General features: G+C 69.6%; 9 protein-coding genes and 1 pseudogene. 4 read left to right on the top strand and 6 right to left on the bottom strand.

The features are described 5' to 3' along the window. The first annotated feature begins 936 nt into the window (after positions 1 to 936). Positions 937 to 1,380: a DUF4913 domain-containing protein gene (locus tag ACIBLC_RS38830; protein ID WP_399216200.1), complete on the top strand. Its 444-nt coding sequence runs from the start codon at positions 937 to 939 to the stop codon at positions 1,378 to 1,380. Positions 1,381 to 1,614: 234 nt separating this feature from the next. On the opposite strand, the gene ACIBLC_RS38825 is transcribed toward ACIBLC_RS38830, so the two are convergent. Continuing rightward, positions 1,615 to 1,764, bottom strand: coding sequence for a hypothetical protein (locus ACIBLC_RS38825; protein WP_399216199.1), 150 nt, complete (start codon positions 1,762 to 1,764; stop codon positions 1,615 to 1,617). A 488-nt stretch (positions 1,765 to 2,252) separates the two neighbouring features. On the opposite strand from ACIBLC_RS38825, the gene ACIBLC_RS38820 reads away from it, so the two are divergent. Continuing rightward, a complete protein-coding gene (locus ACIBLC_RS38820; RefSeq protein ID WP_399216198.1) occupies positions 2,253 to 4,802 on the top strand; it encodes a discoidin domain-containing protein in 2,550 nt (849 codons plus the stop codon). Positions 4,803 to 4,966: 164 nt separating this feature from the next. Here ACIBLC_RS38820 and ACIBLC_RS38815 read toward each other — a convergent pair whose 3' ends face one another. From ACIBLC_RS38815 to ACIBLC_RS38805, 3 genes and pseudogenes are all read right to left on the bottom strand, one after another. Continuing rightward, entirely contained in the window at positions 4,967 to 5,323 is a 357-nt protein-coding gene (locus ACIBLC_RS38815; RefSeq protein ID WP_399216203.1) for an alpha-L-rhamnosidase C-terminal domain-containing protein, read from the bottom strand. Then, a pseudogene (locus ACIBLC_RS38810) lies at positions 5,297 to 5,773 on the bottom strand (hypothetical protein); the annotation flags it as partial. The pseudogene ACIBLC_RS38810 and the gene ACIBLC_RS38815, both read right to left, overlap by 27 nt. 443 nt (positions 5,774 to 6,216) lie before the next feature. After that, positions 6,217 to 7,383, bottom strand: coding sequence for a serine hydrolase domain-containing protein (locus ACIBLC_RS38805; protein WP_399216202.1), 1,167 nt, complete (start codon positions 7,381 to 7,383; stop codon positions 6,217 to 6,219). Between the two features lie 23 nt (positions 7,384 to 7,406). Here ACIBLC_RS38805 and ACIBLC_RS38800 point away from each other — a divergent pair, with 23 nt between their 5' ends. After that, on the top strand, positions 7,407 to 7,904 hold the full coding sequence (locus ACIBLC_RS38800; RefSeq protein ID WP_399216197.1) for a DUF6207 family protein: 498 nt from the start codon (positions 7,407 to 7,409) through the stop codon (positions 7,902 to 7,904). Between the two features lie 99 nt (positions 7,905 to 8,003). Here ACIBLC_RS38800 and ACIBLC_RS38795 read toward each other — a convergent pair whose 3' ends face one another. Further along, the gene (locus ACIBLC_RS38795) at positions 8,004 to 8,612 is read right to left on the bottom strand and encodes a hypothetical protein (protein ID WP_399216196.1); all 609 of its coding nucleotides are present in this window, start codon (positions 8,610 to 8,612) and stop codon (positions 8,004 to 8,006) included. Between the two features lie 415 nt (positions 8,613 to 9,027). On the opposite strand from ACIBLC_RS38795, the gene ACIBLC_RS38790 reads away from it, so the two are divergent. After that, positions 9,028 to 9,687, top strand: coding sequence for a hypothetical protein (locus tag ACIBLC_RS38790; RefSeq protein WP_399216195.1), 660 nt, complete (start codon positions 9,028 to 9,030; stop codon positions 9,685 to 9,687). A gap of 973 nt (positions 9,688 to 10,660) precedes the next feature. On the opposite strand, the gene ACIBLC_RS38785 is transcribed toward ACIBLC_RS38790, so the two are convergent. Next, a complete protein-coding gene (locus ACIBLC_RS38785) occupies positions 10,661 to 11,872 on the bottom strand; it encodes a hypothetical protein (RefSeq protein WP_399216194.1) in 1,212 nt (403 codons plus the stop codon). Between the last annotated feature and the right edge of the window lie 110 nt (positions 11,873 to 11,982).

The raw sequence follows: 11,982 nt of genomic DNA, 5'->3' as shown, positions 1-11,982 counted from the left end.
GGGGGGGGGGGGGGGGGGGGGGGGGGCGGGGCGCCCCCCGGGCGGGGGGGGGGGGGGGGGGGGGGGCGCCGCCGCCGGGGGGGGGGGGGGGGGCGCCCCCCCCCCCCCCCCCCCCCCACCCCCGGCTCCTCGTGGGCGGTCCGGGTGGTTACTTCCTCCCTGGCGACTTGGGCTTGGTCTGCGTTGACGCGGTGGGGGGCGGTGTGGTGGCGGTAGTCGTACTCGTGGTGCTGGTGCGGCTCGGGGGCAGGGGGATGTTCGTCGGGTCCGCGACGGGGTTCACCGGGCCCGGGGTGGGGGACTGCTGAGAAGGGGGCTGCGGAGCGGTCTGGGTCGTACCCCGTCCGGTGAAGTAGTCCCTCGTTTGCTCACCGGTCTCGCCCACGGCCAGAGTGGTCGTCAGCACGGCGTCTCCGAGGGCCTCGTTGCCCATTGCGCTCCGGGCCACCCCTCCAAACACGTTCGCCGCGGAGGCGCCGGCGGTCTTGGCTGCATCCAAGGGGTTTTCGGTGAGCTTCTTCGGCACCTGCAACGCCCCACCGAGCGCTGTCATCTCCTGACCCGCCGTAGCAGCGTGCTCAGCACCCGCTACTCCTTGGGATTCAGCGTACTTCGCTCCTGCGAAGGTGGCTAAGCCGGCGGTGTCCACGGCCTTGCCCGTCGTGGCCAATTTGTCGACGATTCCCGGCTGTCGTGGATTGTCCCGGCCGGACTCGGGGTCCTGCGGGTTGTTCGGAGGGGTTGGTGTCGCCACAGTGATTCCTTTCGCGTAACGGGTGGATCGCCTTGCGTCAGCACAACGAGCTCGGGGTGGTTCGGGTTCACTGCGGCATGCGTCGGCCGCCGGGCACGGCCGGCGGTGAACCGCGAGCGCTACCGCGCCGTTGCTGTTCTCTACGCACGGCGCACGGCCGTGCGCAGAGAATCGGGAGAATCATGACCACCGAGATCGCGGACCAACGTGCCGGGCCGGCCGAGCAGGAAGAGCAGCTCAGCCCGTCGCACTTCCTCCTCTACAAGCAGGGTCCCGAGTACGCGGTAGAACTGCGGCAGCTGGCGCTGTGGGTGCACCTGGTACTGCTGCCGGTGTACGGGCGCGAGCCCACCTCGACGTTGCCGTGGTGCTCCTCCTGGTGGGAGCACCCTGAGGCCATCGCCCAGCTGCACGGATTGTGGCTGACCTGGGCCGAGTTGACCGGCCCCGGCTCCGGGATGAGCGGCGCCGCCAACTGGCACCGTGACTACCTGGGGCAGGTGATGACGTCGCTGCGCGATCCGCAGGGGACGTTCGCGGGCTGCAAGCCCACTCGGCACCGGGCGAAGGAGGTGTTCCCGGTAATGGAGATCGACCCCTTCGGGCCGCTCGGTTCCGCCGTGTGACCCTGGACGAGTAGATCAGAAGCTCGTTCGGCTGATCGTCTCTGGCCGCGGGCATGAAGGCCGGGCCCCCTTGGCGGCTCGGGATCGCGGAGCCGACCGGGTTCCGGAAGCCTCTGGTGACGTACCTGTACGCGCTCGCGCCGGTGGAGTTCGACTCAGCCTCTCCGTCGCGTGATTGCGCCGCTCATCGGTTCGGAAGCGCAGCCGATGACCCGGCCCGTACGCCGGTCCTGATCACCGGGATGGCGCGCCCTGCGGCAGCAGCCTCGGCCTCTTCCTCGCCGTGACGTCCTCGGCTCGGCCGAAGAGCGCGATGGCGATCCAGACCAGCACCCGGCCGATGGCGAACATGAACCACTGGCTCTCCGGGGTCAGCCACTTCACCGGCGGCGGCGACGGTCTCAGCCGGGGCGATGAAGGCTCACGGCTGCGCTGGGATGCGGGATCAGTATGTTCTCGACGCGCTCGCGGGGCTTTGCGGAGCGTCGGTTCTCCGCTGCGCGCTCTCGCGCTGTCCGACCACAGGCGTCCGCCGTCCCGCCGTCTGGCGTCGACTTCGCGTCGGAGGCCGGCGCGTTTCCGGGTGGTCGTCGGGTGTCCGGCGCGGAAGGCGGCGTCCGGCTGGGGGCACGGGGCGCGGGCGGCGGCGTAAAGAAGCGGCGTAAAGAAGTTGTGTCCGACGGGTTGCCCGACAGTTGATTCATTACTTAAATCAACATCTGAACTAAGCGTCGTCTCAATGGTTTTGGGCTTTTTCAGGCCTCCCGGGCTTCACCCCGGAGGTCTCTGCATCGCGCGCTCACCAGCCTCATGCTCCTGCCCTTCGGGTCGCCATGGCGGCCCGCCCTTCCTCACCCGCACGGAGTCAACGTATGAGACTCAGATCCCTGGGGGTCGCGCTCGCCACAGCGGCGGCGCTCGTGACCATCCCCTCGCAGATACCGGCCGCCGCGGCCGAAGTACCGCTCTCCCAAGGCAGAACCGCCGCCTCCTCCTCCGACGAGAACGCCGGGACCCCCGCCGCCGGCGCGGTCGACGGTGACACCGGGACCCGGTGGTCGTCGGCCCGCAGCGACGCCCAGTGGCTCCAGGTCGACCTCGGGGCGTCGGCCACGCTCAGCAGGGTCGTCCTCAACTGGGAGGCGGCCTACGGCAAGGACTACAAGATCCAGGTCTCCGACAACGGGACCTCCTGGGCCGACATCAGGTCCGTCACCGGCGGCGACGGCGGCACCGACACCCTCGACGTCTCGGGGCAGGGCCGTTACGTCCGTATGCAGGGTGTGTCCCGTGCCACCGAATACGGCTACTCCCTCTGGGAGTTCCAGGTCTTCGGCACCTCCGGCACCGGCAATCCCCCGGCCGGTGACTGCGCGGCCGCCAACGCCGCCCAGGGCAAGCCGGCCACCGCGTCCTCCACGGAGAACGCGGGCACGCCCGCCGCGAGCGCCTTCGACGGCAACACGGGCACCCGCTGGTCCAGCCAGGCGTCCGACCCCCAGTGGGTACGGGTGGACCTCGGCTCGGTCCAGGACATCTGCAAGGTGGACCTCAGCTGGGAGGCCGCCTACGGCAGGGAGTTCACCATCCAGGCCTCGGCCGACGGCCAGGACTGGACGACTCTCAAGTCCGTCACCAACGGCACCGGCGGCACCGTCTCCCACGACGTCAGCGGCTCGGGCCGCTATGTGCGGATCAACGGGACGGTCCGCGGCACCGGCTACGGCTACTCGCTGTGGGAGGTCGCGGTCCACACCGGCACCGGAGGCGTTCCTCCTGTCGAGGGCGGCGGTGATCTCGGCCCCAACGTCATCGTCGTGGACCCGAACACCCCTGATCTGCAGGGCAAGTTCGACCAGGTCTTCGCGCAGCAGGAGTCCAACCAGTTCGGCTCGGGCCGCTACCAGTTCCTGATGAAGCCGGGCACGTACAACGGCATCAACGCGCAACTGGGCTTCTACACCTCGATATCCGGGCTCGGCCTCAACCCGGACGACGTGAGGATCAACGGTGACATCACCGTGGACGCGGGCTGGTTCAACGGCAACGCCACCCAGAACTTCTGGCGTTCGGCGGAGAACCTGTCGCTCAAGCCCGTCAACGGCACGGACCGCTGGGCGGTGGCCCAGGCCGCGCCGTTCCGCCGGATCCATGTCGAGGGCGGCCTCAACCTCGCCCCGGCGGGCTACGGATGGGCCTCCGGCGGCTACATCGCCGACTCGAAGATCGACGGCACGGTCGGCCCGTACTCGCAGCAGCAGTGGTACACCCGTGAGAGCTCGGTCGGCGGCTGGACCAACGGCGTGTGGAACATGACGTTCTCCGGTGTGCAGGGCGCCCCGGCGACGAACTTCGACTCCGGTCCCTACACGACGCTGGACACCACACCGGTCTCGCGCGAGAAGCCGTTCCTGTACCTGGACGGCAACGACTACAAGGTGTTCGTGCCCGGCAAACGGACGAACGCCCGGGGCGTGTCCTGGCCGGCGAACGCGGGCGGCACCTCGCTCCCGCTCAGCCAGTTCTACGTCGTGAAGCCCGGTGCGACCGCCGCGACCATCAACGCGGCACTGGCGCAGGGCCTCAACCTCCTGTTCACGCCCGGGGTCTACCACCTCGACCAGACGATCAACGTCGACCGCGCGAACACCGTCGTCCTCGGGCTCGGTCTGGCCACGATCGTCCCCGACAACGGCGTGGACGCGATGCACGTCGCCGACGTCGACGGGGTCAGGCTGGCGGGCTTCCTCATCGACGCCGGTGCCGCCAGGTCCGACACCCTGCTCCAGGTCGGCGCGCCCGGCTCCTCGGCCGACCACGCCGCCAACCCGACCACCGTGCAGGACGTGTTCATCCGTATCGGCGGGGCCGGGCCCGGCCTGGCCACCCACTCGATGGTCATCAACAGCGACGACGCCATCATCGACCACACCTGGATCTGGCGGGCCGACCACGGTGAGGGAGTCGGCTGGGAGACCAACCGCGCCGACTACGGACTCGAGGTGAACGGCGACGACGTCCTCGCCACGGGCCTGTTCGTCGAACACTTCAACAAGTACGACGTGGTCTGGAGCGGCGAACGCGGCCGGACGATCTTCTTCCAGAACGAGAAGGCCTACGACGTGCCGAACGCCGCCGCCGTCACCCACGACGGCATCGTCGGGTACGCCGCCTACAAGGTCGCCGACAGTGTCGACGTCCATGAGGCCTGGGGCCTGGGCAGCTACTGCAACTTCACGTCCGACTCCTCGATCGTCCAGCACCACGGGTTCCAGGTGCCGGTCAAGCCGGGCATCAGGCTGCACAGCATCCAGGTCGTCTCCCTGGGCGGGAAGGGGCAGTACGCCCACGTCGTCAACGACACGGGCGCACCCACCTCGGGATCGGACACCATCCCCTCGAAGATCACGAGTTTCCCGTGACCCCCGGCCGTACCCGCACGACCGCACGACCGCATGACCGTGTGACGGCATGACGGCCGGCTGAACAGCGCGCACCTGTGGCCCGCCCTCCCGGCGGGCCACAGGCATGTGGTGCCCGGCCGCAGTGCACGTTGTCGTGGTGCCCGCGGGCGGTGCTCCCGCGGCTATGAAGCGGTCGAGCGGAAGGTCCAGCTGCCCGAGCCGGCCTCGTACACCGCCTCCTCCTGTCCTGTGCGCACCAGGCGTGCCCCGGCGGGTGCCCGGGCCTTTCCGCCGAACAGCGGGACGTGTATCTCCGCCGTGCTGCCCGCGGGCACGTCCACGGTGAGGCGGAACCGGCCGGCGTCCCGCTTCCACTGGGTCCGTGCGACGCCGTAGGGGGTGCGGTAGGAGCCGGACGCGGAGGTCATGCCGCCCTCGACGGCGGGGTCGATGAGCAGTTCGGCGTAGCCGACCGAGTCGGAGGTCTGTCCGATGCCGGCGACCCGGGTGGTGAACCAGGAGTCGATGGCGCCGAGCATGAAGTGGTTCTGCGACTGGCCCGGTCCGCCGTCCCAGGACTCGCCGAGCGTGGTGTTGCCGACGAGTACCTGGTAGCCGTAGCTCGGGCTGGTCGTCCGGGTGGCGATGGCGTGGACGATGTCGTCGCGGCCGTTGGCGGACAGGAGGCGGAAGGCGGCGGGCAGGGAGATCTCGCCGAGGTTCAGGTGGTGTCCGGCGTCCTTGACGGCGGTGGTGAAGTGGCCGAGCAGGCGGTCCTTCTCCCCCGCCGGGTAGGCGCCCATGTCGAGGGCGAGGGCTTCGGCGCCCTGGCCTGCGCCGCCGAAGGTGCCGGTGGCCGGGTCGTAGTACTTGGCGGCGAGGGCTTTCGCACTGGCGTCGGCCTGCGCCCGGTAGGTGTCGGCCGCGTCCTGGTCACCGAGGACGGCGGCGGTCTTGCCGAGGGCGTCGAGGACCCGCCAGTAGCCGTAGGTTCCGGCGACCGCGCGCGGGAAGGTGCGGTCGGTACGGCTTCTCCGACCTCGGGCTCACCCGAATCTTCGCCCAGACCAAGGCCGTCAATGCCGCCTCCCGGGCCACCATGGCTTCTTCCGGGCTCACTTTCACCCGAACGTTCATCTCCGCTGAGCCCGACGACAACACCCCGCCCGGCACCAAGCCGGCCGGGGTGGAATACGAGATTACTCGCACCAATTGGGAGCAACGCCAGGTTCGGCCGACCCGCGGACCGGAGTCCTGTGGCATGCCCGACCCGGCAGGGCGGACCTGACCGGGCCGACCTGACCGGGCCGACCTGACCGGGCCGACCTGACGGGCGCGGTCGAAGACCGGCACTCCCGCGGGCGGCCAGGAAACGCACCCCAGCGCCTTCTGTGCACGTCGGCCCGGCAGTTGTTCCGCCCCCGCCTCCCGCTTACTGCTTACGCAGCAGCGCGCAGACGAGGTTCTCCTCCACGGTCCGCAGCCGCTCCAGCAGTTCCGGCTTGTTCGTCTTGTTGACCTGGGTGGTGAGGGAGACGGTCAGCGACCGTTCGCCGTCCGGGGTGGCTGCGACCAGCTGCGTGTAGCCGGGGAAGTTGCCTGTGTGGCCGTACACCACGCCGCAGCGGGTGGTGTACCGGAAGATCGCCAGACCGGCGTCGTTCTTGCCGGGACCCGCGGGTTCGGATGCGCCGTTCACCCAGTTCAGCTGCTGATGGCGGGTCCGGTCGGAGATCAGCTTTCCGCCGGCGTAGCCGCGGATGAAGGCCGTCATGTCCTTCGGCGTCGAGATGATGCCGCCCGACGCCCACACGCCCGACGCACTCAGTACCTCGCTGATGTCCTCGGGCGGGTTCGGCGGGGTGACGTCGTAGCCGTGCATGTACGGCCCGGGCATCCGGTAGCCCTGCGGCAGGCTGGTGCTGCGCAGATCCAACGGGCGGTACACGAGCTGGGCGAGCAGGTCTTCGTAGCGGCGGCCTGTCACCGCCTCCGCCATCAGTGCCACGGCGATGTTGTCGGAGTTGGAGTAGGTGTACCGGGAGCCCGGGCGGAACACCAACGGCTCGTCGGCCACGAAGTCCAGCAGCCGGCGGGAGTCGAAGTGGCGGCGCGGGTTCTCGGTCACCAGGGCCAGGAACTCCGGGTCCGCGCTGAAGTCCGGCAGTCCGCTGGTGTGGTTCAGGAGCTGCCGCAGCGTAACCCGATGCCAGGCACGCGGCAGCCGGGGAAGCACCTTGCCGATGGTGTCGTTCAGACGTAGCTTCCCGCGGTCGACGAGCTGGAGGGAGACCGCGCCGCTGTACGCCTTGGCCGTACTGGCGATGCGCATGTGGTCGGTGACCTCGATCGGACGTCCGGTGCCGGTCTCGGCAACGCCGGCCCGGTAGACCTCGGTGCGGGACCCGCGCTTGAGGACGGCAATCGCTCCGGGCGGTCCGCCGGGCGCGGTGGTCAGTTCCTGCAACTGCCGTCGCAGTGCGCGGCTGTCGTCGGCGGGAACATCCGCGGCCTGGGCCGGGGCATGTACCAGGGCGGCGATGCAGGCGGCGGCCAGCAGAGCGACAAGGGGCAGGCGGACCTGCGGGGAGCTGGGCACCAGCACGGAGGGACTCCTGAGGCGTGAGCGCAGTGGGAGATCCAGCTTCACCCGCCGGTCAGGAACCCGCGCGCGGCTCTGCTCCAACCAGCGGAGCGGTACGCGGGCGACGCCGTGCAGGAAGGCCGATCAACGAAGCACCCGTGGCGGAGCCGGGGCCGGCCGTGGTGGAGACCGGCGCTGCCGACGGCGCCGCCGTGTTCGCCGTCCAGGAGGTGCTCGCCGCGCGACGGGCAGGCTCCGGGGCTTCACCGGAGTCCGTCGGGGGCAGCGCGGCCCGGGCACGCGTCATGTCGGCCCGGGCACAGGTGAGGCAGGCCATGGCCTTGGTGATCGCGGCGACCCCCGTTGCGGCGCCCGAGGCAAGTCGAGCGATCGCCACGATCACCTGCGTGGTCTCCGACGCGTCGAGGGCCTGTGCGACGGCCCGGGCATCGCACCGCACTGTCCCCGCACCCGGGCCTCCACGGCCGTCAACAGCCGCTACTGCCGCTCATCCCGATGCGGGAGCAACACCGTGAACTTCACGGCGGGTTGGTGACAAGCCTCGTCCGGGATGCGCGTATACGACACCAGCGAGCGTCAGGACGGGAGGCAGCATCTTGATTGGCTGCTAGCCCTCAGCCAATGTTGAAGTCGAGATTCGTCACGTACCAGGAGTCCTCGATCTTGCTGGACTCGACGTTGATGTCCAACTGGTCCGCCTCCAGCCCGGTGGAGTGGGACAGGACGATCGCGTCGAGGGTCTGCCCGTCGACAGTGATCTTGTCGGCGGGGATCTCCGTCTTGTCACCGGTGGCCGCGGCCGGCTCGATTTCCACCTTGGGGTCGTCGGTGGGTGGCTTGGGCGTGAACGACTCGCGGAACCGCCCGAGGTTCTCATCCATCTCCTTTCTCTCGGGCACGTCGTCGCCGCACGTCTCCTCACTGCCGACCTTCGCGGGCGTCGAGCCGGAGGCCGGTTCCGCCATCACCAGGCATGCCTCCTTGGGCTGGCCCTTGATGACGGCGGTGACCCACGCGGCGACAGCCCCCTCCGCCGTGGACTGGTCGGCGACCGAGGCCGGCGGCGACGCCGTGGCGTCATCGCCCGACTTCTCCACGTCGGCTGCGGGCGAGCCGCTCGCGGACGACTTCTTGTCCGCTGCGGAATCCGTATCGCTCGAGCAGCCCGCGAGACCCATGACCACTGCCACGGCGACCCCCGCGATCGAGCCGGTCCTTCTCACCCTCTGATCCACTAACACCACTCCGAACTGTCCTTCCTGTGAACGTTCATACGCCTCAGCGGCATCACGAGTAACTCTCGTCGTACTTCCGCTTCAAACATCAGAACGGGACAGAGGGCCAAACGGTTCTTACTCGAAACGATCATTCGAGTGCGGAACATGATCAGATTCGGGTCTGCCGCGTTCGCATCGGGGATGTCGTCTGCAGAGTTGGGCAAGGTTCACGCCCGTGACGAAGCCGGCCTGACGGCCGAGGGAAAAGGGGCCGCCTCCGCAGGGCTCGCCGGTGGTGGGCAGCGAACTCGGCTGGACTTCCGCAGCTGCCAAGGGCACAGCATCTGCAAATCATGGCCTGAATGACACGAGGTACCATCCGGCTCCAGCACCACACACTGCACGAGAAGAGGAAGCTGTCATGTCCGACGTCGAACCGACGAGCACGGAACTCAAAGCACAGTACGCCGCCAAGGTGACCGCGGATCTTGAGCTCAACGCCAAGGAACAGGAACGAATCGGCGCCGAAGTAGCCGCACTCCAGGAGCAGTTGGCCGCCCTGCACAACGACCGGACCTTGCTGGCGAACCTGCAGCGGACACTGGGCGGGCAAAGCCCCACGACAACCGGCGCAGAGCCCGAAGAGCCTGCCACGGCTGTCCCCTCCCTGCCGCGACAGGCTTCAGCGAAGGCGAAGGCGAAGGCGGCCAAGCCGAGGAAGGCCGCTGCCGCGAACCCGGCGAAAACGGTAGCCAAGAGCAGCGCGGAGACATCCACACCGACGCCGGCACCGGCACCGGCACCGGCAGCGAAGCAGCCCACCCTCGTCGAACTCATCCGCGGCCATCTCGGCCAGCAGACCGAACCGCGCTCCGCCGCGGAGATCACCGCCGCGCTGGCCCAGGAGCACCCCGACCGCGACATCAAGCCCAAAGTCGTACGCGTCACGGCGGAAGGACTCGTCGCCAAGGGATCGGTGCACCGCGCCAAGCAGGGCAGCTCCGTCTTCTACACAGCCTCCGCGACCGATCCGGCCGACACCCCGGCCGAGACAGAGCAGAAGGACCCGGCCGCCGTCTGACGGAGCGGGCATGCGCCCCGCACAGGTCGGCATGTCGATCGCACGCGCCACGCACCATCAGGGGCCCATACGGTCTGAGCTGCCGGCTGACCACCGAGCGGCCCTCCCGAACCGGGGCGCGAATCCTCCGCCGCGCAGGAGCGTGCAGGCCTGCGCGTCGCAGAGGTGCAGGCGGTCACCTCAAGTACGGGCGCGTCGGCCGGATGATGAGGAGGTAGTCCTCCACCGGTTCCATGCTGGCCTTGTCCGGGAGCGTCGCCCGTCCCTGAGCGTGGACTCACAGCCGGTACCTGCCTGCCCTGACGGGCTCAGGAGTGACGGCCCGTCCGGAAAACGGGTCCGTCTGCGAGTGACTCGACATGCAGCCGGCCTCCGGGGCATGCACGCCGACTTCGACGATCTCTTCCCAGCGGCCCCCTGCCGCCCTTCGGGCGCAGCGTCCTGTGCGACGACCCTCACCCACGTTGTGCGAGTCAGTCATCGTGGATCTCCCCGCCGGTCTCCCACCCGTCGCGGGCAGGGTGTCACGCGGCAACAGCAGCACGTGCCTGTTCGTCTGACGTTACCCAGTTCACACACCGCAGAGCGCCAACCCCGGAACAAGCAGGAGCAGTTGACGGTTCATCTGTATGTGGCTGCGGAGGGGACAGTGTCCCCGGGCCTCACCTATAGCCCATGGGGACGATCGTCCGGCTGAAGCCCCATGGAGCCTTCCGCCGCGAGGCGACCGCCCTCCGCACGCCACCACCGCCCCGGCTGGCCTCCCCCGTCCAGCCGGGGCTTCGTGTTGTCCCACTGCGGCACATCCTCGCCGTCCCGTTGGCGCCGTTACTTGGCGAGTATGTCCGTGACGAGCCCGACGCAGCACGGGAGGACGGCGGCGGGAGCCGTCGCACATCCAGGCCATGACGGACTCCTGAACTCACCGGCATCGAGCATGCCGACTGGAGCTGCGGAAACTGCGGTGGGGCTGTCACCCGCCGAGGAGGCCGGAGACGGCGTCCACCAGCCCGTCGAGAAGGCCGGTTGCGGGTGTCGCCGTCGGGGCGGGTTCCGTCGGGGTGCTCGGGGATGAAGGAGTGGCGGAGGTCGGTGCTGCCGTCGGCTCCTGGACGGTGTCAGGAGGTGTCGTCTGGCTCGGCTGTCCGGCGGCTGTTTCCGTGTTGTCGGTGAGTGGTGTCTGGATGTCGCCCGCCGTGGAGGGCGGGGTGGTGGACGAGCTGCCCGGTGAGGTGCGCGTGCCGTTTCCGTCCGGCCGTGGATCGTTCATCGCCTCGGCGGCCGTGGTGGTCTCGGTGCGCCGGGGGTTCGGCGGTTCCGCGATGGTGGAGGAGAGGTCGTCGGCTGTCGGTGTGCCGGGCTCCTGCCGTTCGGGCTGCGGTGCTTCCTTCGCGCTTCGGTTCTGGCCGGCGCTTCCGGACATGCCGGGTATGCGGAGCCAGGGCGCGGTGGAGTTGCTGTCGGTGACGGCGACGCCCAGGGTGGCGACGGAGCACACGCATCCGGCCGCTACGAGCCAGCCCATCCGGCGTATCCGGCTGGCCCGTCGGCCGCTGGGGTCGACGAATATCGGTGCGCCGCCCGCCGAGCCGGACCGGCCTGCCGGGCCGTGGCCGTCTGCGACGAGTGTCTGGGAGTCATCGCCGTACGAGGCATCGCCGTCGGCCTGCGCGGTAGCGGCCGGCACGGGCTGTGCGCGGGGGACGCTTACGGTTACCGGAGCTCCGGCGCCGGGCACAAACACGGCTTCAGCGGGCAGTTTTGCCAACTTCCACTCGGTGGCGGGCACCCGCACCGCGTCCCGCGGCTCGGGCTGCCACTGCCACTTGCCCTTCCGCTGGGCCGCCGGGCGGGCTGCGGCCTCTTCGGCCGGCATGTCTGGCGCGCCCGGCATCGCGGGAATCACCGCCGCCGCAGGATTCGTCCCGGCAACTCCAACCCCTATACGGGGCGTTGCCGCACGAGCCGCCTCGCGTGTGGCCGACCGCTGCGTGCCCGTCTCCGTGCCCGTCTCCGTGGTCGGCTCCGTTGCGGGTTTCGAGGCCTGCGCGTCGCCTGCCGGATCGACCGCGTCGCGTCGCGGTTGCCGGTGGACGGGGCCGTGGACGTCGCGCCCGGCACGGTCCATGACGTCCGTACCGCGCTTCGGGCGTATGTGCCCTTCCTCGCCCGCCTTGCCTGTCATGCAACTGCCTCTCACTGGAGTGATGTTGTCCCGACAGCACCACCGGCACCCGTGCCGGCAGCCAGGCGGTGACGCCCTGCGACCGGGACGCCGTCCGTGCGTCGTCAGCT

Source organism: Streptomyces sp. NPDC050535, from assembly GCF_044457665.1.
In the GTDB taxonomy this organism is placed as follows: domain Bacteria; phylum Actinomycetota; class Actinomycetes; order Streptomycetales; family Streptomycetaceae; genus Streptomyces.
The sequence above is the reverse complement of the archived record's forward strand: the minus strand, read 5'-3'. Positions and strand labels throughout refer to the sequence as shown.